Raw genomic sequence first — 26,002 nt, forward strand, 5'->3', positions numbered from 1 at the left:
CTAATCAGTATGCTAATCTATTTTCTTTCAAATGCCTAATTTCGAATAATCACAGCAAGGGGAGATGTATATGCAAGAATTTAATTATTTTATGCCTACAAAGGTTTTCATAGGTCAAAATATAATTAGGAAAAAAGCTAATTTATTCAAAACACTTGGCAAAAAGGCATTTATTATCACAGGAAAAAATTCTTCTAGGAAAAACGGTTCTTTAAATGATATCATTTACGTTTTAAAAAATAGCAACATAGAATACATCATTTTCGATAGTGTAGAAGAAAATCCATCATTAGAAACGATTGAATCAGCCGTTAGTATCGCCCAAAATGAAAATATAGATTTTATCATTGGAATAGGTGGTGGTTCTCCTATAGATGCATCAAAAGCTATAGGTGTACTTCTAAAAAACAAAGGCTGTTCTGTAAACAACTTATTTAATTCTCCAGAATTAGAATCACTCCCTATAATTGCAATACCTACCACAGCAGGTACAGGCACTGAAGTAACACCATATGCAATATTAACTGATAATAAGGCGAAAACAAAAAGGAATTTTGCTCAAAAGATTTTCCCTAAAATAGCATTTTTAGATGCTACTTATCTTATGGGTACACCCGATGAAATCACTATCAATACTGCTGTTGATGCATTATCTCATTTAATTGAAGGTTTTTTGTCTGCAAAATCAAACCTTATTTGTGATGCATGTGCCGAAAAAGGATTAAAGCTATTTTCAGAATGTATGGCTTCACTTAATAACAAAGATTTTTCATTTGAGATACGCGAAAAATTATTATTAGCATCCACTTTAGGAGGAATGGTTATATCTCAAGCTGGTACATCTCTTCCTCATGGAATGGGTTATCCATTAACATATTTTCACGGAATAAAACATGGAAAAGCAAATGGACTTCTCTTAAAAGCTTATCTCGAAATTTGCAATAAAAGCTCAAAAGTAGATACCATTTTACATTGTTTAGGTCTAAAATCAATAGAGGAATTCGGTGACTTTTTAGATAAAATTCTTCATAACGATACATCAATTACAGAAGAAGAACTAAAAAAATATTCTAAAGCTATGATTGAGAATACTGCTAAATTGAAAAATCATCCAGATAAAGTAACTGAAGAGGATATATTTAAGATCTATAAGAGTAGTCTTTTTAAATAAAAAACTCGCCAACACTGGCGAGCTATTTTATTTAATATCAATTATTTTTAAGATTTTTTTCATTTTTGTCTTCATCTTTGTGCTTATTTTTGCTCTCTTTATTGTTTTTCTTTTCGTTTTTATCTTTCTTTCCAGTTTCATTTTCTTTCATATGCTTATTTTCTTCATCATCTTTGGATTCAATTGTTCTTTTTTCTTCTTCAATATCAGTTTTAAATTCTTCTTTGTTATTATCTGTATTTAATTCTTCTTTGTCATCATTCAACTTTTCTTCATTGGTACTGGTAGTTTTTTCCGTGTTTTTCTCAATATCATCCTTAACTCGCTTCTCTTCATTTTCTTGATTGCTTTTGTCTTCATCCCCAATTGTTTCCGCATCATTACCTTTCTTATCATCATCCTCATCCGCTATTCTTGCCATCACTTGTATAGATTTTTGAGGAATAGATTTTTGGCTATAAAACGCACATCCTAAAAAGGTTGTAATAAATAATACAGATAATAAAGCTGAAATTCTTTTGTACATATGTATACACTCCTTTGCTATTTCTTTTGTTGTAAATTTGATTTTCTAATTTAGTATAACCATAATAAAAATAAATATTAGCTGAAGTAACTATTGAAAAAAACATTAAAAATCTTTGCATTTATTATTGACAACATAAACCTTATTGTGTATAATCATGCAAAACAGATATTTCAAAGAGAGTGTATCTAGGGTTCCGGTTACCTTAGTAATGTCTGGTCCAAGCGATACAGAGCCATCTAAATGTTGGCTACACTTTTGGGATAAAAGCCCGAAGGACGAGTCTCATTATTTTAATGACTTGTTCTTTGGGCTTTTTTGTATATTAATTTAGAGGGGGTAAATATAATAATGTTAATAGGTAAAAAAGTAATACTAAGGGACTACAGAAAGGAAGATGCCAAACTTGCACATCAATATATAAATGACTTTGAGTTGAGGAAATTTCTAACACCTGGAATTCCTTATCCACTTACTCTTGAGGAAGAACAGAATTGGGTTGACTCTCAAAGTAAATCTGATAAAAATACCTTCAGTTTTGCAATTGAAAGCATAAAAGATAGCAAATACATCGGTGGATGTGGTATTAATAATATAGATTGGAAAAACAGTATTGCAACTGTAGGTATATTTATAGGAAACAAAAACTATTTGGGAAAAGGTTTCGGTACTGACGCTATGAATTTATTACTTGAATTCATATTCTGCGAAATGAATATACACAAAGTTAAATTACATGTTTATTCTTTTAATAAAAGAGCTATTCGCAGCTATGAGAAATGTGGATTTGTGAAAGAAGGTACTCTCAGACAGGAATTGTTTAGAGAAGGTAAATATCATGACGAATACATTATGGGAATACTAAGAGAGGAATTTTTTAAACAAAGAACTTACATCAAAGAATAGAGAACAGTTAACATAAAAAGATTGCCAGTTACTAGTTGGTCAGTTACCAGTTAATGATGAAATAGTTACATATCGTAAATATGATATAAAAAGCATTCGCTAATTATAAATGTAAAGCAACCAAGTCACAAATCTTTACTAGCACTCTGATCAACTAGCACACTTATTTATGGTCGACTAGCAGCCCATAACGCTCTAGCAAACTGGCATACTATAAGCTAAAACTTATAAATACTCTTTTTTTCTCCTGTTTCTATATTCAATTTTACTATTTCTATGTTTTTAATTCTATTGTTGCTCGTATCAATTATTGGCTGTAGTTTTATTATATTATTGTTATCAAGCCATCTATATTCTCCTAAGTAATTCAAAAAATCATCATTATCAATATCATATATTCCTCCATCTGAAGTTATAATCTTAAATCTATGTTCTTCATTCATAAGAATACATCTCTGCAAATTTGGTGAAAAATAAATATATTCTATGTCCTCATATTTTAAGTTATACCTATAAATATTTTTTGTATTGAATGAATAAACCATTATTGAGTTACAATTTGAAAATATAGCCTTCTCTCCATTGTATTTTACCAAATTATAATCTTCATCAATTTTATTCACTTCCTCTGTCTTACCAGAATTATATGTGTAAATAACTCCATTATCATAAAATGTAACATTTCCATCTCTAAAATTAATTATTTTACCAGGAATATTTATTTCAGTCACATTGTATTTTTCTTCCTTATTAATGAAATATTTTTTATTAGAATTAACAATTATATTCCCATCATTTGAAATAAATATATCCTTAATCATTCCTTTCCCGAATGGCACCTCAACAAGCTTATTATTTATTACATCATATAATATAATATTTTTACCACTTTTATCCCCATATACATAGTAATTACCAGAATATGACCATGTATTAATAATATCGTCGTGATTACACTTTGAAATATTAATCGCTATATTCCTCTTCAAATCACAACAGTAAATTTGACCCTTATACTTTGATTGCGTATCTTCTGTCTCAATAACAACATATTCTCCATTTGGACTCACTGAAAATTCTTTTATAGTGTAATTATCTTCCATGAGTTTATTTAAATCAATAGCCGAACAAATATTGCTATCAGAATTATTGAGCATTAAAATGTAACTATTATTTTTAATTATTATTTTCTTCATATCAGCAAAAATAATTTTGTAATGCTTTTGTTCAAAACCATTTTTCTTTATATCATCAATAATTTGTGCACTATCTCCAGCTGTACACTTTATCTCTGGAAAATGTGTTACTTCTTTCACACCCTTACTTTCTAGATGAATGTTAAAAGCATCTGATTCATGTTCATTTGAATCATTCGATTCTGAATCAAACGATTTATTTGTGCATATATACTTCTCATTATTATAAGCTTCTACTCCGTTATTATTTACATCATAATACTTATATGCTACAAAAAATATAAAAGAAAAGAACACAAAAAATATCAAACTTAAAAATTTACCAGTATTTTTATTCACATCTTTCATCCTCTCTAGTAAACTCGTTTTGCTAATACAAAAATCTTCAATCTTACTCTTATAGAAATGGAATCTGTATAATTGATCAAATTCTAAAAACAATTCCATCATTAATAAATTTTCCCCTATAAATAAAAAAATATCCCTGCTTAATACAGAGATATAAATCATATGAAATAAAACAAGTCAAAAATGCGAAGTATATTGATATATTATTTAATTCCCATCTTTTTAAAAACATCTTTTATATGTGATTCATCATAAAAACCTACTTTTTTAAAGAAAACCTTACCATCAGAATCTAAAAATATCAATGTTGGAACTGCCACAATATCATATTTATTTGCAAGTTCAATATACTCAGAATTATCAATATCTAGCTTTGCAGTAATAACATTTATTTTGCTTCCATATGCTGAAATAACATCATTTATCACAGACTCCATCTGTGTACATGCAGGTCATGTTGATGTAGAAAAATATATCAATTTGGGCTTATTTAATGATTTTTCTTTATCATTGCTACTTGATTGTTTTTTATTTTTTTCACTTTCTTCATCTTTTTTATTACCCTTACTATTTTCTTTATTTTTTTCTTCACCAACTTTGATGTTATCCAAATTTTCTTTTTCACCTTCAATCTTGCTATTATCTACATTTTCTTTTTTGCTTTCAATACTACTATTATTTGCAGTATCTTTTTTAGTATTAACTGTTTTTTTACTACTGCATGCAGTTCCCAGTACAGTTACACACAAAACCACAATCATCAATTTATACAATTTTTTCATAGCATTCACCTCATAATAAGTATATAAGCATATACCGTGTACTGGTATATGCTTATATACTACTATACATTACATATATTGTCAACTTATTTATCTAATATTTATTCTTTTTCAGTAATGCTATACCACCTATAACAAAAGCTGCTGGAATAAAATACTTGCTTATAAAAGATTTCAATTCCATAAAAAACATACTTCCCGCTAAAGTCTTATTTATTATGCCTAATATACCTAGTATTATTATGCACCATCCTAATATTATCCACTTCCTTTTATCAATATTATAATCATTATAATTGTTATACCCATTTTGAAAATCACACTGCATATTATTTTTTTTGCGTTCAACTATTCTATCTATTATAAAGCCTGTATCTTCAACAATAATTCCTCTATCCATCTTATGTGCAACATTAAAAGTATCAAAGAAACAATAAAACCAAAATGGTACTTTAATGATGCTACCTATAAATCCAAGTCCTAAAAGGCTAAACAAAGGTTTAATCGCAAAAAATATCACTAATGCTTCAATACCCCTTCTCATAAGTCCTAAATACATATATCCAGTCCCAGGAATCAATGCTGTCAAAAATGTAATAAACTCACTTCTTCTTTTCAACTTTATCACTCTCCTAACCAATTCAATATTTCATCTATTGTATAACCATATTTATATTGCATAGCCATAATTTGCATTTTAATTTTATACTGGGTTTTTATTATGTTATATTGAATATCTGTTGTAAACATAACCATCATAAAAATTCCTGCCATTATACAACTAGCTGCAGCAATTCTCCTAAAATCAGAATTAAAACAAAATATGCCTGATTTTTTTCGTTTTTTATTTCGTATCTTATTCATCAATATTTCATTATAATCTTTTGAAGTTTCAATATGTTGTTTTGAATCTAAAATTAGTTTATCTAAATCATCCCACTTTTGCTGCATGCTATATTCCCCTCCTCTATAAATTCTTTCTTTAGTTTCTTTTTAGCTCTATATATTCTGCCTTCTACAGTTTTTGTAGTAATATTCAGTATATCTGCTATCTCTTTCTGACTCATACCAATATAATAATACAACACAATAACAATTTTCAAATCATCAGGAAGCTTTCTTATACACTCCCTAATATAATTCTTCTCATCCATATCTACAGTTTCTGCTACTTTCCTAATTTCCATTAGATTTGTTAAAATACTTTTAAATTTCGTTTTTCTTTTATAATCCAAACATCTAGATATAGTTATCCTGTAAATATAAGTCGAAAGCGAACACTCTCCCCTAAAACGCTGAATATTATTATAAAGAGTAATAAATACTTCCTGCGATAAATCTTCCGCCTCTTGATAATCTTTAACGTAAGAATAGCATAATGAGATAATCTTTTTCTTGAAGTTATTTACAACTTCAATGAAACATTCATCGTCTCCCTGTTTTAACTTACTGATAATTTGTACATCATCCAAAAAAATCACTCCTGAGTTTTGATATTTACAACTCCATTCGTAATATCAACACGTATTTTCCCTTCACCATCACCTATCTTCTTATTAACACTTTTATACTTACTACCGTTAAGAAAACATATGCCAACTGTTGTATCTACATTGATTTTAACATTATCATCATTTGTTTTTATACTGACATCTCCATTAGTTAAATCGACATCAACGTCTTTACAAGTTGAATTCTTTATTTGTACATTAGCATTTGTCATATCTATTTTAACATTAGAAATATCTCCATCTAACTTAACATCACCATTTGTTCCATCTATAAATACATTTGCAGTAAGTTCACTATCTTCCAATTTAAAATTGATATTTGTAGAATCAACTTTTATATCATATCCATTAGGAATATATATTGTAGCCTTTACTTTTTTTACATAATGCTGATTAAAATCAATACAATACCCTTCTGATTTTTTTTGTTCTATAATTTCATATTCATCAATTCCTGAGTTTTGTTTTACATATACATTTGCATCAATTTTTATTTTATCATCTGTAGACTTTTTAATTTCAATGTCTCCATTTTTAAGATTTAAATCTATCTTATCTCCATACTTCTCTAATGATTTTGTTGCATTAATCACATCATACTTATTTGAAGAAAAACTGTCGCTAATATCTATACTATTAGTGATTTCAGGAAAACTTATATGTGCTATGCTTGTTATTTTGTTTTTAGCAAAAATAAACACATTCACAATTAAAAATAATATTATAACTGGTATTACCCAATAATTAATCCTATTTACTACTTTATTATCTTTTTTGTTTGCTGCAATTAATACTTCTATGCCCAACACCACAAAAATAGCTGGCCAAAACTTAAATACCATTGCACCAATTTCTGGATTATTTTTATTAACAACCATCCATACTCCTAAAAATATCAATCCAACAGATGCTGTTAATGTTCCTACCTTTCTCATAATTACTCTCCCCTCATGCTTTTTTTATTTAGACATTTTCAAAAATAACTAGTAAGTATGCTAGTATATTTTATGCCATAAGCACTCGTTGATAGTTCTTCTACAAGCAAAATCTGTCTCCTTGTCTGGCAAAAATATACGTTACATCTTTGATTTGTTATTTTCTTTCATAAATATTGACGTTACTACAAAGAGATTTCCCACAAACTATTAATATTTTTTCGATAAAAATAAAGGAATATATTATTCAATATAGAATAAACTAGTTTATAACAATTATATTCGTATGGAGGATTACTAATGAAAAACATATTTCGCTCAAATTTATTTTCGCTAATAATAATATTGCTTCAAATTATTCTTGCAACATTTATAGGTTTTATTTCAAAAACACATAACTTTTCAACAACTCAACTTTTAATATTCTCTGATATATTTATTTTACTTATTCCAATAATAATATATTTTATTATAACAAAGTATCCTGTAAAAAGAACTTTAAGGCTTAATAAGCCAAGTATATATGCAATAATAATAAGTATTATATTGGGATTTTTATTCATACCGATAGGATCTTTTTTAGGTATGATAACTAGCTTATTTTTCAAAAACAATGTTGTAAATGTAATGAATAAACTATCAGTATCATCTAGTATTACATTTTTTATAATAGTAGCATTACTACCTGCAATATTTGAGGAGTTAGCCGTAAGAGGTGTCGTTTTGGGAGGGTATAGAAGTGTTAGCATACACAAAGCTGCCATAATAACTGGGTTGATTTTTGCGTTATTTCATATGAATCCACCACAGTTCTTATATACGTTTGTTCTTGGTATAATACTTGCTTACTTGGTTTACTATACAAATTCAATATTTTCATCAATGATTGTGCATTTTATATTCAATGGATTTAACTCTCTTGCTTTTCTTTACATAAAAAGTACTAATCCTAAATTAATAGAAAAGTCTGCTAATAGTTCGCAATCATTGTCAATAATAGTAACTTATTTTATTATAGCATTAATGTGTACTGTTGCAATAATTAGACTATTGAAGTATTTGAAAAATATACATGAAAAACATGATTATTCTACAAGAAACGAAAATGAATATAATTACATGAGTGATTCACAATGTTATTCAAAAGCAAGAGCATTTAAAGCATATTTACCACTTTATATTTCTATTGCTATTTTTCTAGCTTTTTCAATATTTATGCAAATCATGAATAGACTAAAATAAGTAGAGCAACTATCTGCTCTACTTATTTTAATATCTACCCTTCGTATGCCAACCATACAACCTCGTTGATTATTGTTTACAATTCAAATATGTTTTATACATTTTTTCGCAAAGTAAATTCGTTTTGCTAAAGCAAAAATTCAACCTCTCACTTTTAAAAATGAGAGGTTTGTAAAATTAATTAAATATTATATTATCTACTCAATATGAAACTCTGATATCTCTTTAGATAATTTTTCTGCACTTTGTCCATTTTCTTTAACCTGTTCCATAATTGAATCATTGTTCTCACTAACCTCTCCAAGACTCTGAGCAATCTCACCTGATGAATTTGTTACATCAGTTATCGCATTAGCAACCTCTTCCATGCTAGCAACAATCTGTTCCATAGAAATAGATATATTCTCAGATGCTTTCGCGAAATCATCAATTATGTTTTTAAATGTTTGTCCATCACCTTTATACTGTGTACTTACATCCATAAGTTTTCTATAATCATTTAAAATATCCTTTTCTATTACCTTCAATACAAACTCTGATGAACTCGAAAGTTCACCTACAGCAGATAACACCTTTTTAACATTCGTTTGAATCTCACCAACAGCAGCTGATGATTCTTCTGCTAACTTTCTAACTTCATCTGCAACAACAGCAAATCCTCTTCCATGTTCTCCCGCTCTTGCAGCTTCTATTGCAGCATTTAAAGCAAGAAGATTTGTTTGTTCTGCTATCGCAAATATACTATCAGCCATTTCGGAAATATTATTTGCAATTTTTACATCTTCTATTGATTTCTCTAATTTTTCCTTAGCATCTTTATATATTGCTTGAACATTTTCCATAGCCTTAGCCGCATCCTTGCTTATATCATTTGACTTCTTTTCTATGTTTAATGCGAGTACAAGACCTTCCTTAGCTCTTTCAGCAGTTTGATCTGCCTCTTCCTTTACTGTAGATGCCATCGATGTAACCTCTTCTACTCCTGCTGATGATTCTTGCATACTTGCCGAAATCTCCTCAGTAGAAGCCGCAATATATTCTACCTTTTCACTCGCTTTTTCAAACATTTCTGCTGATTTATCGGTACCTTTCAATATAAACTTGCTTTCATTCTTAACAGCTAAAATTACATTTTTCAATGTATCCGCTGCCTTATTTAATGCTTCAGCTGTTTTTCCAAATTCATCTTTTCTCTTTAATGTTGTCTTATATGATAAATTGCATTTTGCTAGTTCTTCAGCATGTTTTTCCATAACCAAAAGAGGTTTTTTAACATCATTTGCAATAAAATACCCTAATGCTACACCAAGAACAATAAATGCAAAAATCAATATAATTTGCTTATTTCTCAAAGAATCGATATCTTTAAATAATTCACTTTTAGTAATCGTAAGTGCAATTGACCAATCCGTATTTGCTACTGGCGCATATGCCATAAACTTTCTTGAGTTATTATAGTAATATTCTCCAAAACCAGACTCACCTTTAACCATATTTTTTACTAAATTTGAAAGCTCTTTTGTTTTAGTATCTTTCTCGGCCTCTTTTAAAACATTTACACATTTTATAACCTTTTCAATATTCTTGTGTGCTATAAACGTACCCTCTCTATTAACAACAAAAGCATATCCTGTCGTACCAACCTTTATATTAGAAACTATGCTATTTACCTTCTTTAAATCCAAACATCCAACTAAAACACCTGTTGTTTCACCAAAAACTGATTTAATAGGAACCATTACATCTACTAATGCAGAATCATCTATTTCACTTATGTACGGATCTGTAATCACTGTTTCACCTTTCAATACCTTTTGAAAGTTTTCATTATTAGAAACATTTAACACTTTATCAGAATCAGTTGTATGCATATTCCCATTTAATGATATTATCTGAAATCTAACAAATCCTAATCTTTGATTTTCCCCAACAAGCTTACCTTTTTGTTTTACCCAATCCATAGTCTTAATCTCATACCAATTCGCTATATCTTTTAATATGACAATTTTCCCTTCTAATTGGGATGATAAATGTTCTGCTGCATCTCTGGTTCTTGCCTGAAGAGAATTTCTAATATTATTATTTAATGCACTAGATGCTCCCTTATAGGAAATAACACCAAACACGGTACAAACAACAAACAATAGTGCAAATAATTCTAACATTATCTTAAAAGAAATTCTGTTATATAATCTTAGATTTAATTTTAAATTTGTCCCCCTCCTTCTCATCTTAAAATTTGGTTTCTTAAACTTTTTCATATCAATTTCTCCCCTTCTGTAAACAAATTTAATCATACTTATATACTTAATTATACATTGAAAACCATAGTTTTCAATACAAAGCCTTTATTAAATATTTTGAGACTGTTTACCTCTAAATCCTATATATGAACCAATCAATATGAATGCTATTCCTATTATCACATTAAAAGTTATGCTTTCCTTCAACAATATAACGGATACTATTGGTGCTAATGCAGGTTTTATGAAGAAAACTGTTGAAGCCACAACAGGTGATGTTTCTTTTATAGCAGCAATATAAACTACATATCCTAAACCTGTTAAAATAATACCTAAATAAAGTATTATAGGCATGTTTGAAACCGTTACACCCTTAATTATAGGTATATTAAACATAATTAATATTACTAACAAAACTAAATCCCCAACTAAAAAAGTAAAGAAATTAAATATAATTCCACCGTATTTTTCAATTCTTTTTTTACTTATAACAGTATATAAAGAAAATGTTATTGATGATGCAAGTGCAATAAGCATTCCTTTAATACCACCACCAATACTTAAAGGATTAAATATAAATAATATACCTATCAAACTTATAGCTATAGAATAAATATTTTCCTTACGTATACTCTCTTTTAATATAAAATATGCAAATGGTATAGTAAAAACAGGATTTGTACTAAACATAATCGCTGCAGTAGAAGCTTTAGTATATCCAACTGATACCTGCAAAAGAACCATCGATATAGGTATACATAACAAACCGGTTAATATAAAATAAATAATATCATCCTTATTTATTTTTATCGATCTTTTCTTCAACTCATTAACCGTAAGTGGTAATAACACTACACATCCAATTAAAAATCTTAAAAACGTTACTTGAAATGCATTTAAATCTCCTGCAATCATTTTACCAACGACTTCCATAGTGCTAAATATGAAAGCTGCTAAAACAATATAAATAATTCCTTTTTTCATTTTGAATCCCTTCTTCTTCATAGTTTTTATTTTCCAAAACAATGATATCATAATTCATTTAATAACGATAGCTTCAATTACAGTTGTATTTTGTTAAAATATTTAAAAATTCAATATTATATTAGCTTAAACTATATCATATAAATTAATATAAGGAATAGCTGGTGAATAACAATGTACAATTCAAATAAAAAATATACTATTTTTAGATCAACCGAAAACATTATATTTAAAATTTTTATAAATAATACAAATCTAGTTATTGAAAAATATTCAACACAAGAACTCTTTTACAGTAATGTATTATCAAAATTAGTACTAGAGTATAGCTCTTTTATGGATAAAAATAACACAATTCATATTGCATACTTAACAGAAGATTTCAAACTAAATTATTTAACATACTCTAATGAAAATATTAATCAAAAATGTTTGAATATTCCTCTTGAAATCAATGATATTTACCATATAACACTAATAGTGTGCAATAATATTCCTCATATTTTTTATATTTCAAATGATAACAGAAAATTTATTTCAAATATGCATCATTGTATTCTTTCAAATGGACAGTGTATTAAAAAAAATATAATATCAGTACCCTATAATAAATATCCTAAGTCCTTTTTTATTGACATATATAAAAACTTCATATATATTTTTTATAATTCTAAAAAAAATAACGTTTATTCACTAACAAAGCTTGATAACACTAAATTTATTCTTGAAACTATAGAAGATAACATTTCACTTAACAATTACTACAATATTAATTTTCTTATCACTCCTAAGCATAATATTGTAATTTGTTATACAACATTAGTAGATAGAAATATGGTTCTATACTTACTAAGTAAAAATTTAAATAACACTAATTCTAAATTTAACATACAGGCAATATCTGATAAGAATTCAAATGTATTTTATCCTATTTTGATGTGTAGTCATGATAAATTATATTGTGTTTGGCTTGAAGGAAATAAAATTGTGTATAAAGTATACGATACAATCACAAAAATAATATCATCAAAATTTACACTCGAAAATTCATCTAAAAAAATATACAGATGTAAATACATGAGTAACACTATAAAAGATAGTTGCTTAAAGAGCACTTATATATACGCTAATGATTCCTGTTTTATTCAAATCAAATCAAATCAATTAATATTGAAGAACTATACATTAAAACATTTGCCAAAAACATTAATGAGTGAATATACTCAAAAGTCAAATATCATCACTAATATCTGCACTAACAATAATATTAAAAATACCATTAACATCAATAGTGATAATAACAATACTATAAATAGTACTAATAACATCAATACTAAATATCATAATCTCAATGATAAGTTTAAAAAAAATAACGATTCAGATGATAATTTCTCTACTCTTACATTTGGTAAAATAAATAATTCTCTTATTGAAGAAATAAATTCTAAAAACTCTTATATAAAAACCCTTGAAAGAATCATAAGTTATCAAAGTAAAAAAATAAACAATCTAAATAACTTAAATAGAATATTAAAACTCAAAATCAAGAGGTTATCTAACAAATAGATAACCTCGCTCTAATACTCTAATACATTATATTTAGGCACATTCATATAAATAATACACCAGTATACTTAACTATTTATTTATTTTCATATGCCTTATCAAATTATAAAATCTGCATTTTATTGAAGATATCTTATACGATTTTATAAGCCTTTCAAATACAGTATATTAAACCGTTAATGATTCACTATTTTCTGCAAGTATCTTTTCTTTATTGTCATCAATTAAACCAGTACTAGCATCCACTGGTCCAGCAATATCTCTCTGAACTATATTGTAATCTGTAACAGTACCTGAACTTCTAGTGATTTCAAATTTAAAATAATCGGTTTTTCCGCTTTGTGCACCTAATGCAATCAAACCAGCAGGTGATATTTGAGAAATATAAATCTTTTTATCACTAACACCTACAGTTCCTAAATCCACATTTGAAGCTATCAATGAATAGGTTGTAGTTGTTCCATCATGATAATAAACATTTGCTTTCAAACCTGCCATAGATTCATCTGTTTCAATATATCCATCTACTTTTACATTAGCATTTGATGAAGTGAATGTTGTATATTGTGTCCTAAAAACAACCTCTATAGGTGTTACAGTAGTATCCACCGTAATATCACTGCTGCTCACAATTCCATCAACATTAGCTATTTTATCCGATAATAGATAAGCATCTAAATTCGTAGCATCATTTATATCAATTAAATCTAAATCAAATGGAATATAACTTAAAGTGTCTACATTTTTAGTTGTCGTTTGAATTTCAGCTGATTTAGGACTTCCTGAAGATATATCACTCGATTGCACATGAATTACACCTTCATCATCTATATTAAAGGTAGCAGCTGGATCTTGATTCCACTGCAAAGCTGTTTGATTACTATAATTTTCTGTTGCAACATCTTCATTCGTATTTACTATTAAATTGTCCTTCATATCGTAATCCCAAGAAGTAGGTGGTGATGCCGTAGAATCTATTGCTTTACAAAGCGAACGTATTTTAGTACTGATTATAGCAACTCTATCTGCTTTTCTTGCTGCTATTGTCGTTAATACCTTCCTTTCACCTGGTGCAATTTCAACTACATCATCATCCATCCATTGAACACTTGGTGGAGCAGTTGGATAATCGCTTATCTGTGCAATTGCTAATCCTGAATTTAAATCACCTTTGTTTTCAATACCAAATGTTGTTGAAAATTTTTGCCCAAGCAAAATCGTATTTGCCGTGTTAATATTATAGTTTCCACTAGTTATAGAATCAATTGTTGTAGAAGCATCAGAATAATCGATTTCAATTACTGGTACCATATCTAAATCACTATACTCTGAACTTCTAAAACCTATCAATGCATTAGAATCTTCAACACCGTAAATTTCAATACATCTATACAGTGAAGTATCATTAAGCCAGCTAGTTATTATATCCAAAACATCTATATCCAAATGACCAGTACCAGAAATATTTATTGTTTTTATTAAAGTTTTTGAAGCAGTTTGAGCTTCATTCCACGTAACACTCTCATCAAAATCCTGATTATATTGATATATTTCAGCAGGTTGAACCCCTGAAGCATCTTTTCTATAAACATACAGTTTTAATTTAGCACTGTTTATAGTAACATCATTTAGTATACTCGGTAATTCAAACTTTAATAGCGTTCTAAAAACTGTAAACATACCCGAATATTGTCCTATAAACAATGAAGTAGAACTTCCATAGCTCTCATCTGGAAAACCTTGATATATCGACGCATCCTGCACAGGATTTAATTGTAATATCAAATCCATCATCTCCTTAAGCATATTAGGAATCTTACTTCCTACAATATTAATATGCTTTTTGAAGATGTTTTGTCCATAAATTAAAATATCCTTCTAAAAATACCTTTTCTTTTATTTTCAAAATAATCATGTTCACTTTCAATTTTCTTTTTTAGCATTTCTATTTCGTTTTCTCTGTACTCTTTTTCCTTTAATAGTTCACTTTTCAATATTTCGTTTTCTTCCTCTAATTTACTGATTTTATTATTCAATTCATTTTTATATGATTCATAATCAAAGAAATCATCTATTCCTACGATTTTGCTTCCTAATGAAAGTTTAACTTTCTTTTCTAGTAATATCTGTAATTTATTACTCAGTTCATCAATGAAACTCTTATCATCCTGAATATTTGTACTTATCTTATGCAACTCATTTTCAATATCGTCCCTCAATTTACTAACTTTTAAAAGTTCGCTATGCAATTTTTCAACATCAACATTATCAATGTTATAATGTTGATTTTCATTCTTACAAAAAACATTTTTATCCCTCAAATTTAGTGTATTATCAACGCTATAATGTTGATTTTCGTGCTCTGCATTATCATCAAAATCATATATATCACTTGGCAAAAATAGTTTATCCGGAGGATATATTCCATATATCTTATTACCCCCTATGTTATGCTCACACGAAACAATAAAATTATATATAATCAAGCCATCAGTATTTGACATGATTCTAGGTATTATATTTTTATCAGCAGTATTCGATATCATAAGATTACCGTTTTCTGTCCAAAACAAATAAACTTCATTGTTTTCAATTATAGCAGTAGTATTATCTATATTGTATTCACTTATATATTCCATTTTAGATATTACATTAAAGTATTCATTTAGCTGCACATTAATCAATTCATACTTACCTAAAAAATTATTTACAATAAGCAAATTAAAAATATTTTTATTAGAAGTTATACTGTATTCCCTGATATTTTTATTAATATCTATAACCTTTTCTGCCTCACCCCATTTGCCACCCATATAGTGCTTTGAATAAATATTATTTTCGTCATTATAAAAAACATATACATATTTTTCATCAAATAATTCTACATCATAATAATTGTTACAGTAACTTTCCTTTTTAATAGAGCACACTGGATATTTTTTAACATTTTTTCTATCCCATACATAATTCATCAATATAAATTCATTATTTGCTTTTGCATTAGGAATAAGACAAAAAATATGAACCACATTATCAACAATTACCAATTTGATTTCTTTCATTATATAATTACTATTTTTAGAATCATAAATTGTATTAATAGTTAATTTCTTATCTCTTATGATACAGTATTTTAATTTATCATCACATATGTATATCACATGAATATCATTATTGCAATCAATATCTACGTAAAATTCTATTACATTTCTATCAATAAATTTGTTATCAATCCACCTTCCATCTTTTCTTATAGAAAATATAAGATTATGTTCATTATCCACATAAAAATTCCAAATATTATTGCTATTATCTTTTAACAACCAATTATTATTTTTCATTCCCTCATCACCTTTAAAATATACTCCTTATAAAATTATATTTTAATAATTACACTAATATTCTCACAATTTCCTTTCAATTTCATAATATATATTGTAAACAAAATTATGTTAATACACTAAAACGCAGCAATATTTAATGTGTAAAAAACATCATTTAATAAGGAGGTATATATATGGCTATATGGCCTACACGCCCATATAAACTTAAAGAAGGCGAAGAATTTGAACCATTTGATGAGGTTGTCGCTATTGAAACTCCAGTTGTGTATGATCAATGCAGAGTAAATAAATGTTTATACCATCCAGATTTTCCAGCACCACCCGAAGGTTCTGATGGAGAACCAGATCCTCAATTAATAGCTTACTTTGGAGATTATGGTACTCCAATAACTGGAGGAACATTTGAATTACTCGGAATAAGAGATAAGCAACTTAAGATATTAAGCATGTCAACAGAAGATGCTAGTTGCCCTCACAAAGATTATCCTAAAAATGTTACAGTAGAATACAAAATAACATTTTGGGCAGACGTAAAAACTTCTGAAACTGATTATCCAATAAGAAGTGTAAAATTTGAACTTATAAGAACAGACAGCGCATTACTTAATTGTCCTGATCACAATTCAGAAATATCAGCAATATCATGCAGTCAAGAAGGTAACTCATGCCTTGATGAACTCAAAATCAAGCTTGTTATGCTCTTAGAAAAAAGAGCTGTAAGATTTAAAAAGGTTGAAAGAACAGATGCTCAAGGAAGTACTTTTGAAGATTACGCTGTTGAAATGGCAATTTGCTATGCATTATTGTTTAAATCTGAACTTACTGTACAACTTTTAGTTCCATCATATAATTTCTATGAAGAAGCTAATATTTGTACTCAACCTTGCACAACTTGCCCTTGCGAGGACTATACTCCTCTTGGAAATGATTTCTATCCAGATATCGACTTTGACGCATTCACACCTCAACCTCCAGTATAATACTTATACCCTAGAGAATATTTCTCTGGGGTATATTCACTTATATTCGTTTTTTTAGCATGGTGGAGTAATAACTTACTTACGATATCCTGCAACAACAGTTTTCTACATTAAGCAATATTCAATATTATAACAGAATGATTTACATATCTTGAATTTCAAAAGAGATACCTTGCATTTCCATGTTCAATATTAACAAAATCACTTACCTTTATTCTTTATTAGCAGAATAAATATTAATGCTACAAAATAAAATACAGCACTATATATAAACAATACCTTATAACTTATTAAATCCATAAACAAACCAACTAATGGTGGTGATACTATTGCTGCAACTGAAGAAAAGAAATAATAAAAGCCTGTATAAGTACCTATATTACCGTCAGGAGCCATATCTGCTATGAATGGATAAGAATTTATATTTACAGCAGACCAAAACATTCCTCCTACAATGAATAACATTCTTATCGTTGTTATAGATTTTGTAAGTGACAACAAAATAAATACTAGTACCATGCCCGTAATTCCTATTAATATAGTTTTTCTCTTTCCTAGCTTTGTTCCTAGAATACCTGCTGGAATAGCAAAGAGCAAGAAAGCTACAGAAAAGAATGTTAATGTCATAGCAGCAGTCCCCTCAGATACTCCAATATAACTCTTGGCATATAACGTAAAAATAGATTGAACTCCTTGATAAGCTATGAACCAACTGCATATGGCAAGCAAAAGCAAAAAAGCATCTCTATTTTTAAATAATAATCCTATATCTTCAATTAAATTTAGTTTTTTACCATCATTGATTGCTTCATAATCAATAACATCATTTTTTTCTTTTATGAATACAAACAATACTATAAGCGATAATACCATAAGCACAGCTGCCATATAAAATGGATACTTGTTATTTTTACTCCATAAAATAGCTCCTACCAGCGTTGCAGCAACTGCACCTATTCCTCCCATGAAATTAATAATACTGTTTGCCATACTCCTATCTTTTTTAGGTGTAATATCAGGCATAAGTGAAATTACAGGTGCTCTAAAAATACTCATAGATAAATTCATAAAAAGTAGGAAAATAATCAATGTGGCTAATCCACTATAATTCGGCATTAATATAATAAATATTGTTGCAAGTGGCATACCAATCAATACAAATGGCATTCTTCTACCAAACTTAGTATTTATTCTATCACTCCAATTTCCAATTGCTGGCTGCATGATTAGTGCAAAGTAATTATCAAATGTCATAATAAATCCAATTAATGCCGCACTTGTTATAAATCTTTTTAACAATAATGGAACAAAAGCATTGTATACAGTCCAAGTTAAGCTAATTGCAAAAAATCCAAATCCCAATAAAAAAGTTTTTATATAATTAGTTTTTTTCACTATTATACCCCCAACAATTTATATAATTTTTCTGGATAATTGGTAATGATACCATCAATACCTGAATCAATAAACATTTCCATATATTTTTCATCATTAACAGTAAATGTATTAATTAATATACCTTCACTTTTAATACCTCTAATTATTTCCTCATTTAATGAATAGAAATAAGGATGAAGAGCTTCTGCTCCAACAAATTTAGCATAATGCTCAGGTCTATATAATCCTGACATATATAAAAGTCCTATTTTAATATTTTTATCTATTTCTTTGCACTTAACCATAGAATAATGATTAAAACTTGATAATATCGTCCTATCTGCCATATCATACTTATAAATTGTTTCTATAACTTTCTTTTCAATATAAGGGTACTGAATTATATTACTTTTTAGTTCCAAATTTAAAAATAAGTTATTTCCTTTCATGAAAATCAATAATTCCTCAAAAGATGGAATTCTTTGATTCTGAAATTCATCTGATAACCATGAACCTGCATCAAGTTTTCTAATATCATTGTACGTATAATCTTTGACAAATCCTATTCTATCTGTAGTTCTATCTACTCTTTCATCATGTATCAAAACCAATACACCATCACTTGTCATCTGTACATCAGTTTCGATTCCTGAAGCTCCAAGCTCAAAAGCTTTTTCAAATGATAACATTGTATTCTCTGGATAAGTTCCACTTGCACCTCTATGTGCATAATTTATAATCATAATAATTTCCCTCCTATTTGTTTTATAAGACTTATACTTTTTTAACACTCCTGCTCTTTAATCAAGTAAATATAGGTTAGGCATTTTCAAAAAAATAACTAGTCAGTATGCTAGTCTATTTTGCGAACTACTTCATCGTTGGAACCCGTTGATAGAACCTACTATCAGCGGAACCCAACTCTTCGTATTTCACAAAATATACGTCGTATCTTTGACTTGTTATTTTCTTTCAAATACCTTATTATACTTGTATACTAACTATTTTATCATAAAATTGTATTACTTGAAATAATTTGGAATGTGTAAATTTCAATTTCATTATAAACACATTTTATGGTAGAATTGACTATGTTGTTATAAAATTATTGTGGAGGGTTTTATGTGTATACCAATTTCTGATATAAAAAAATATAGTGAAATAAGAAATTTCTAATTTTATAGAAATGCTAAAAAAAATGCCTTAGCTTCTAAGGCATTTTCTCTATAATCTCATAGTTGATTTACTACATCTGCAATGTTCTTGATCAATTTTTTCTTTAAAAACATTTAAAAATACATTCATGACTTTTTCTTTATTATCACCTACTGCATTTTGAATATCGTGAAGCACCATAGCATTTTCTTCTATACCTGTGCATAGATTAGTTACAATACCAACCGCAGCATAGCACATCCCCATTTCCTTTGCTAGTACTACCTCTGGTACATTTGTCATTCCAACAACATCTCCACCAATCATACTATAAAATTTTATTTCAGCAGCACTTTCAAATCTTGGACCTTCTGTACAAACATATACTCCATCACCTTTAATATTTAAACCTACTTTTTGTGCCTCTTCATAAAATCTTTTTCTTAAATTGATGCAGTATGGATCACTCATATCAGTATGTACCACACCTGACTTCCCACCTTCATAAAATGTTGTAACTCTAGACTTTGTAAAATCAAGAAAGTCTTTTATCACTACAACATCTCCAACATTGAATCGCGGATTACATGAACCAACTGCTGCAGTCGCATAAATATATTTAACTCCTAGCTTTTCTAATGCTTTTATATTAGCTCTATAATTTATCAAATGCGGAGGTACTGAATGTTCTTTTCCATGTCTAGCTAAAAAAACTATTTCTTCTCCATTGATTTTTACAATATCCACATATGCCTTACCATATTCTGTATCAATTTCTTTGCCCATCACATTTTCCGCAATATCATATACACCAGTTCCCCCAATAATCGCCTTTAAAAACATGCTATCCCTCTTCTCTGTATAAGGCATTTTCAAAAAAATAACTAGTCAGTATGCTAGTCTATTTTGCGAACTACTTCATCGTCGGAACCCGTTGATAGGACCTACTATCAGCGGAACCCAACTCTTTGTATTTCACAAAATATACGTCGCATCTTTGACTTGTTATTTTCTTTCAAATGCCTAACTCAATTCATTTAATTTAATCACTCAAATACTTTATGAGATATTTGAAAAAAATAACTACACTATAAATTATAATACATAAATTGCATTTGAAAAAGATGTGATTTAACAATTTCTTTAGATACTTTATTATCTTATCACTTAAAGATTCTAAAAAACAACTTTAAATTTGTTTTTATTTGTGCAGTGTCTTCTATTATAATATTTAGTGTCATTCAGTTTTATTTTTTGTATACTAGCCTTAATACTATTATGACTCTTAAAAATATAATCGACATTAATTTAATAACAAATATAATTGTTGGAATTATTTTAATTATCATTGGAAATTATTTACCTAAATGTAAGCGTAATTCTATAATTGGAGTTCGAAATAAGTGGAGCTTAAAAAATGATTTATTATGGTCTAAATCTAATAGATTTGGTGGAGTTTGTTTCATTATTTCTGGGTTGATTATTATTATTCAATCGTTTCTTATAAAAGGCATATTGTCTACTGTAGTAATGCTAAGTATCTTAATATTATCTGGGATAGTTTCTTGTGTATATTCATATAAAATTTATAAAGAAAATTAAACTCCTCCTTCTTTTAATGCTAAAGTGGGTAATTATAAATAAAATTGGTTCTATCTTAAAACAACCAAATTTTTGTAAAGAAAAAGGTTTTTCATTCATTATGACGAATAAGGAATACGATTAAGGAGGCTAGATAGTGTAAATATTTTACACTATCTATGTAGGGAGGAAAATAAAATATGAAAGTTTTAATTTTAGGAGCAAGTGGATTTTTAGGAAGTAAAGTTTTTTATAGAATGAAATCCGAATCTGATTTTAATGTATTAGGAACTTGTTTTCAGTCAAATAATAGTGATGATTTTATAAAACTTGATGTAACTATTGATGAGAAAATTAAATCTATACTATTTGAATTTAAACCAGATATTATTTTATGGAGTCTAATGAGTAGAGAAAATGAAAAAGATTTAATTGATAGAGGCTTGAATAATATCTTAAAATATTTATCACCCAAACAGAAGCTAATTTTCATATCAACTAATGCTGTTTTTCGCGGAAATCTTAGCAAAGGTTACTATAGCGAAGATGACGAACCTAAATATAAAAATACTAGTGAACCATTAGATTTATATGCAAATGCAAAAATATATGGAGAGAAGTTAGTTCAGCAGCATTATAATTCGATTATTATTAGACCAGGTGCTATTTATGGACAAGATATAAGTGGAAAGTGGGATAAAAGGATATCTGAACTGATTAAAAAGAATGAACATCAAGAAGAAATTGTAAGAACAAAAAATTTATATAATACTTTTGTAAAAGTAGATGAGTTAGCAACTGCAATAATAAAATTGATTAAACTTGATTATAAAGGAATTATTCATCTAGGTCCTGAGAAAAAAGAAAGTTATTATGATTATTATAGAAAAATAGCTTATAAACTAAATTTAAATAGCAGTTTAATTAAAAGTAACGTAATTAGTGAGGCTCTAGATTTATCACTAAATACATCGAAATGTGTAGGGTTACTAGGAAAGATATTTAGTAATATATAGATGATGTGAACTACTCGCCACTTACTTCGTTGAAGTGGGAGTTTCTTGGTCAATAGCACCAACGTGCCAAGTTTACCCAAGCTCAAAAGGTCGCACCGACCTCGATATAATACCAGTTTTATTTCCTGGCAAGAAACCACCGTCTTAGACGATTGTAATAGTTCGGACTGCACCAACGTCAAGGCTTGGTTTTCGCTCTTTTGGTGCAGGGCGTGTGCTTGAATATTTTACGTGGTAAAGCTTTTTCTTACCACAACCTTATATATTCAGTTTTATAAGAACTTTTATATTTTCATTATATCAAGTGGAGTGCATTTTTTAAAGGGCATTGAACCCTTTCAAAAATGGTGTTATCCATCTCCCACTTATAGAAGATGGGAGACTTCCACATTCTGATATTAATTATCTATCAACTAATTATAAAAAAATAGAAGAACATCCCCTTATTTGGTATAATTGAATCACAACAAACAAAAACCAAGAAAGGAATGTTCTCCATGAATACAATTATACCAAATAATGATACTGAAAAAAAGTTTAATAAATCTATTTATTTTTAGATGAAAAAGATTTTGGTATTGGAAGTTTATTAATTTTAGAGATTAACCATTTTTTTGATCCATTTACTTCTATTTTAGATACAGTTAATTGCCCTCTTATATTTTCTTTAACGGTTTTCTTTTCATCAACATATTTAAGATACAAATCTAAACTATAATCATATACTGTACCATTATCCTCTTCACTACACTTTTTAATAGATAAGTTCTTTATAGAAGTATTAAATTTAATATTATATCCTGCCATCACATTCAATAAAGATAATCTATCACATATCAGTTCATTGAAAGCGTCTTCTGTTGTAAGTTCTCTTAATCTATTATCAAATTTATTTTTAGGATAGCATATTTGATATTTTCTTAAATCAAAATTGCTTATGTCTGAAACTGTATAAAATGTATCTAGAAAATTTTTAACAGCCCTAATTTTTGGGTTGTTATACCTTATTACAATAAACGAGCAAACAAAAATAAAAACAATAAGACCTATAGAAATTATTTTTTTCATTGTTTTACCTTATTATGTAGTATTTTACTGTACTACACATTAATTATATTATTTCTTAATATTAGAGTCAAACATTTAATTTACTTTTTTTGTAATTGAATTTATAAATTTAAGTTACTTATTGTGGCTTAGACATTGTAATGATTTTTGCTCATTTAATGCATGAATAAATATTGGGGTTAACAGAAATAATATTATATGATATAATAACAATATAACAACAAGTAGTTTTTAAAACTATGTATTGTTATATTACGATTGAATAGGAGTGATTTTATATGACATCAAAATTTAGAGAACCGGCTAGTGGATTTAGCCATTTATTTGGTTCATTTGTTTCAATAATAGGGCTAGTAATATTATTAGTCTATGCAAACTCAATTACTAATTTCCCCAAACTATCGCTAATAGCTATAATTATATTTGGAATTAGCATGATTGCTTTATACAGTGCAAGTTCTATATACCATTTAATAGTATCTTCTGAAAAAGTTATATATATTCTTAGAAAACTAGATCATTCGATGATTTATGTTTTAATAGCTGGAACATATACCCCTATATGTTTAATACTTTTAGACGGTAATTTAAGATGGATAGTATTCATAAGTATTTGGACACTTGCTATACTAGGAATTATTCTTAAAATGGTTTGGTTTAATGCACCAAGGTGGTTATCTACATTATTTTATATAGTAATGGGATGGTTAGCAGTATTTTTAATATCTCCACTCTCAAAAAAAGCAACTTTAGGTGGAATTGTTTGGTTATTTGCTGGTGGAATTGCATACACTATTGGTGGCATCATATATGCAACAAAATGGCCCAAAATCAAATCGAAAATATTCGGTTTTCATGAAATTTTTCATATATTTGTACTAATAGGTAGCTTTTGTCACTACTGGATGGTTATTAGATATATAATTTAGACACAACGTACTAAGCAAAGAAAAATAAACTCGTTTTGCTAAAGCAAAAACTTCAAAAAAACTTCAATCTCCTACTTATAAAAGTGGGAGATTGATAATCATATTCTCTACTATTTCAATACTTTCTTCCTTCCCACCTTTTAAACCACATTACTCCAATGACACATATAATCAAAAAGGATACAATAGCTATAGGTATGCCTTTAATCATTTCTTTTTCAAATATACTTTTCAAAAAATTTCCATTTACATTTTTAAACTTTGAGAAACCTTTAAGAGTGTATACAGGCATAGTACCAATTCTTCCAGACCAAGCCCAAGGAACAAATTGCCATACCCTGTCCCCCATGCCTGTTTGCAAAATCGCCCCTAGTACAGCACCCCCTACTGCTAGAGATATTGTAGACCCAACACCAAAATTTATACTGATAATTAAGTATAACCCATATAAAAATAATGAGCCCAATATTGTAAAAAATGTTCCTTCTAAAAATACTCCATATTGAATATTTGCTGTTGGATAAAGGATTTTTATACCTAATAACAAAACTCCCACAGATACAAACATATCCACTATGGTAACTAAAATTATCATAAATAATTTACCTAAATATATTGTATTTCTTGATAAAGGAACCAATAATAATCTTCTAAATTCTCCAGCAGAATCCTCTACTATAATATTGAGAGCTGTTAAAATTCCTGCCATCATAGTCAAACCCATACCAATTGTTGAAAAATAAGTTCCATATACTTTAATTTGAAAAGTATAATCAATTTTATAAACAGATATGTAAGCCAATATCAACATTGAAAATAATATAGGAACTAATAATACTACATATCTAAAAACAGTCCTCTTAGTTTTCATCCACTCTGATATCATAGTTCTTATTAAAAACATAATTTCAGCGAGCCTGATTTCTAAAATTTAGACAATCTTACCTGTCTAAATTTTTCACCTTATAGGACTAATAAGATGGTGGTATCACAGGATTCAACCACTAGGATAGCATTGCTAAATCTCGTCTTGCCACTATTGTTCAATTATCCCAATAGAGTCCTACAAGATTATGGGAGTTACCCATTCCTCAAAATATTTTAATCACCTAAGCCTTTCCTACTAGGTGTACTTAGGCAAT

Annotated in this window: 25 protein-coding genes; 8 read left to right on the top strand and 17 right to left on the bottom strand. The window is 28.1% G+C overall.

What is annotated here, in order from left to right; all coding sequences use genetic code 11:
- The first annotated feature begins 70 nt into the window (after positions 1-70).
- Complete coding sequence (locus tag CLTEP_RS03130; protein ID WP_066822483.1) at positions 71-1,171, top strand: iron-containing alcohol dehydrogenase family protein; 1,101 nt, start codon at positions 71-73, stop codon at positions 1,169-1,171.
- Positions 1,172-1,208: 37 nt separating this feature from the next.
- Here CLTEP_RS03130 and CLTEP_RS03135 read toward each other — a convergent pair whose 3' ends face one another.
- Positions 1,209-1,697, bottom strand: a complete 489-nt coding sequence (locus CLTEP_RS03135; RefSeq protein WP_066822487.1) for a hypothetical protein — start codon at positions 1,695-1,697, stop codon at positions 1,209-1,211.
- A 351-nt stretch (positions 1,698-2,048) separates the two neighbouring features.
- On the opposite strand from CLTEP_RS03135, the gene CLTEP_RS03140 reads away from it, so the two are divergent.
- A complete protein-coding gene (locus CLTEP_RS03140) occupies positions 2,049-2,603 on the top strand; it encodes a GNAT family N-acetyltransferase (protein WP_066822490.1) in 555 nt (184 codons plus the stop codon).
- A 218-nt stretch (positions 2,604-2,821) separates the two neighbouring features.
- Here the strand turns inward: CLTEP_RS03140 and CLTEP_RS03145 are convergent, their stop codons facing one another.
- The 7 genes from CLTEP_RS03145 to CLTEP_RS03175 form a co-directional block, all read right to left on the bottom strand.
- A complete protein-coding gene (locus CLTEP_RS03145) occupies positions 2,822-4,249 on the bottom strand; it encodes a hypothetical protein (RefSeq protein ID WP_066822493.1) in 1,428 nt (475 codons plus the stop codon).
- Positions 4,250-4,350: 101 nt separating this feature from the next.
- Positions 4,351-4,584: a thioredoxin family protein gene (locus CLTEP_RS03150; protein WP_066822498.1), complete on the bottom strand. Its 234-nt coding sequence runs from the start codon at positions 4,582-4,584 to the stop codon at positions 4,351-4,353.
- A 15-nt stretch (positions 4,585-4,599) separates the two neighbouring features.
- On the bottom strand, positions 4,600-4,929 hold the full coding sequence (locus CLTEP_RS03155; protein WP_066822501.1) for a hypothetical protein: 330 nt from the start codon (positions 4,927-4,929) through the stop codon (positions 4,600-4,602).
- A 94-nt stretch (positions 4,930-5,023) separates the two neighbouring features.
- Entirely contained in the window at positions 5,024-5,548 is a 525-nt protein-coding gene (locus CLTEP_RS03160) for a hypothetical protein (protein WP_242863855.1), read from the bottom strand.
- A gap of 5 nt (positions 5,549-5,553) precedes the next feature.
- Positions 5,554-5,880, bottom strand: coding sequence for a hypothetical protein (locus tag CLTEP_RS03165; RefSeq protein ID WP_066822504.1), 327 nt, complete (start codon positions 5,878-5,880; stop codon positions 5,554-5,556).
- Positions 5,856-6,401 (bottom strand): RNA polymerase sigma factor, encoded by a 546-nt coding sequence (locus CLTEP_RS03170; RefSeq protein WP_066822507.1) that lies wholly within the window; start codon positions 6,399-6,401, stop codon positions 5,856-5,858. The genes CLTEP_RS03165 and CLTEP_RS03170 overlap by 25 nt, the downstream gene beginning before the upstream one ends.
- Before the next feature lie 5 nt (positions 6,402-6,406).
- Positions 6,407-7,375: a DUF4097 family beta strand repeat-containing protein gene (locus CLTEP_RS03175; protein ID WP_066822510.1), complete on the bottom strand. Its 969-nt coding sequence runs from the start codon at positions 7,373-7,375 to the stop codon at positions 6,407-6,409.
- A gap of 300 nt (positions 7,376-7,675) precedes the next feature.
- On the opposite strand from CLTEP_RS03175, the gene CLTEP_RS03180 reads away from it, so the two are divergent.
- Positions 7,676-8,617, top strand: a complete 942-nt coding sequence (locus CLTEP_RS03180) for a CPBP family intramembrane glutamic endopeptidase (protein WP_066822519.1) — start codon at positions 7,676-7,678, stop codon at positions 8,615-8,617.
- A 197-nt stretch (positions 8,618-8,814) separates the two neighbouring features.
- Here the strand turns inward: CLTEP_RS03180 and CLTEP_RS03185 are convergent, their stop codons facing one another.
- A complete protein-coding gene (locus CLTEP_RS03185) occupies positions 8,815-10,878 on the bottom strand; it encodes a methyl-accepting chemotaxis protein (RefSeq protein WP_161938344.1) in 2,064 nt (687 codons plus the stop codon).
- A gap of 90 nt (positions 10,879-10,968) precedes the next feature.
- Positions 10,969-11,844, bottom strand: a complete 876-nt coding sequence (locus CLTEP_RS03190) for a DMT family transporter (RefSeq protein ID WP_066822572.1) — start codon at positions 11,842-11,844, stop codon at positions 10,969-10,971.
- A 174-nt stretch (positions 11,845-12,018) separates the two neighbouring features.
- Here CLTEP_RS03190 and CLTEP_RS03195 point away from each other — a divergent pair, with 174 nt between their 5' ends.
- A complete protein-coding gene (locus CLTEP_RS03195) occupies positions 12,019-13,410 on the top strand; it encodes a hypothetical protein (RefSeq protein WP_066822522.1) in 1,392 nt (463 codons plus the stop codon).
- Positions 13,411-13,578: 168 nt separating this feature from the next.
- On the opposite strand, the gene CLTEP_RS03200 is transcribed toward CLTEP_RS03195, so the two are convergent.
- Together CLTEP_RS03200 and CLTEP_RS03205 are read right to left on the bottom strand one after the other, a co-directional pair.
- Positions 13,579-15,216, bottom strand: a complete 1,638-nt coding sequence (locus CLTEP_RS03200) for a DNRLRE domain-containing protein (protein WP_066822526.1) — start codon at positions 15,214-15,216, stop codon at positions 13,579-13,581.
- Between the two features lie 59 nt (positions 15,217-15,275).
- Positions 15,276-16,751: a hypothetical protein gene (locus tag CLTEP_RS03205; RefSeq protein WP_066822528.1), complete on the bottom strand. Its 1,476-nt coding sequence runs from the start codon at positions 16,749-16,751 to the stop codon at positions 15,276-15,278.
- Positions 16,752-16,927: 176 nt separating this feature from the next.
- On the opposite strand from CLTEP_RS03205, the gene CLTEP_RS03210 reads away from it, so the two are divergent.
- Positions 16,928-17,734, top strand: coding sequence for a hypothetical protein (locus tag CLTEP_RS03210; protein WP_066822531.1), 807 nt, complete (start codon positions 16,928-16,930; stop codon positions 17,732-17,734).
- A gap of 201 nt (positions 17,735-17,935) precedes the next feature.
- On the opposite strand, the gene CLTEP_RS03215 is transcribed toward CLTEP_RS03210, so the two are convergent.
- From CLTEP_RS03215 to CLTEP_RS03225, 3 genes are all read right to left on the bottom strand, one after another.
- Positions 17,936-19,129: an SLC45 family MFS transporter gene (locus CLTEP_RS03215; protein WP_084364590.1), complete on the bottom strand. Its 1,194-nt coding sequence runs from the start codon at positions 19,127-19,129 to the stop codon at positions 17,936-17,938.
- Positions 19,130-19,131: 2 nt separating this feature from the next.
- On the bottom strand, positions 19,132-19,854 hold the full coding sequence (locus CLTEP_RS03220) for a glycerophosphodiester phosphodiesterase (protein WP_066822534.1): 723 nt from the start codon (positions 19,852-19,854) through the stop codon (positions 19,132-19,134).
- A 481-nt stretch (positions 19,855-20,335) separates the two neighbouring features.
- Positions 20,336-21,109, bottom strand: coding sequence for an S-methyl-5'-thioinosine phosphorylase (locus CLTEP_RS03225; protein WP_066822537.1), 774 nt, complete (start codon positions 21,107-21,109; stop codon positions 20,336-20,338).
- Positions 21,110-21,544: 435 nt separating this feature from the next.
- Between CLTEP_RS03225 and CLTEP_RS15555 the strand changes: the two genes are divergently transcribed.
- Both CLTEP_RS15555 and CLTEP_RS03230 read left to right on the top strand, forming a co-directional pair.
- A complete protein-coding gene (locus tag CLTEP_RS15555) occupies positions 21,545-21,868 on the top strand; it encodes an SdpI family protein (protein WP_084364592.1) in 324 nt (107 codons plus the stop codon).
- A gap of 179 nt (positions 21,869-22,047) precedes the next feature.
- On the top strand, positions 22,048-22,863 hold the full coding sequence (locus tag CLTEP_RS03230) for a sugar nucleotide-binding protein (protein WP_066822539.1): 816 nt from the start codon (positions 22,048-22,050) through the stop codon (positions 22,861-22,863).
- Positions 22,864-23,409: 546 nt separating this feature from the next.
- Here CLTEP_RS03230 and CLTEP_RS03235 read toward each other — a convergent pair.
- The gene (locus CLTEP_RS03235; RefSeq protein WP_066822541.1) at positions 23,410-23,931 is read right to left on the bottom strand and encodes a hypothetical protein; all 522 of its coding nucleotides are present in this window, start codon (positions 23,929-23,931) and stop codon (positions 23,410-23,412) included.
- A 278-nt stretch (positions 23,932-24,209) separates the two neighbouring features.
- Between CLTEP_RS03235 and trhA the strand changes: the two genes are divergently transcribed.
- Positions 24,210-24,860, top strand: a complete 651-nt coding sequence (trhA, locus tag CLTEP_RS03240) for a PAQR family membrane homeostasis protein TrhA (RefSeq protein ID WP_066822543.1) — start codon at positions 24,210-24,212, stop codon at positions 24,858-24,860.
- 115 nt (positions 24,861-24,975) lie between these two features.
- On the opposite strand, the gene CLTEP_RS03245 is transcribed toward trhA, so the two are convergent.
- Positions 24,976-25,764 (bottom strand): lantibiotic immunity ABC transporter MutG family permease subunit, encoded by a 789-nt coding sequence (locus CLTEP_RS03245; protein ID WP_066822546.1) that lies wholly within the window; start codon positions 25,762-25,764, stop codon positions 24,976-24,978.
- Positions 25,765-26,002: the final 238 nt, after the last annotated feature.

Origin of the sequence: Clostridium tepidiprofundi DSM 19306 (assembly GCF_001594005.1) — a bacterium.
Taxonomy (GTDB): domain Bacteria; phylum Bacillota; class Clostridia; order Clostridiales; family Clostridiaceae; genus Clostridium_AC; species Clostridium_AC tepidiprofundi.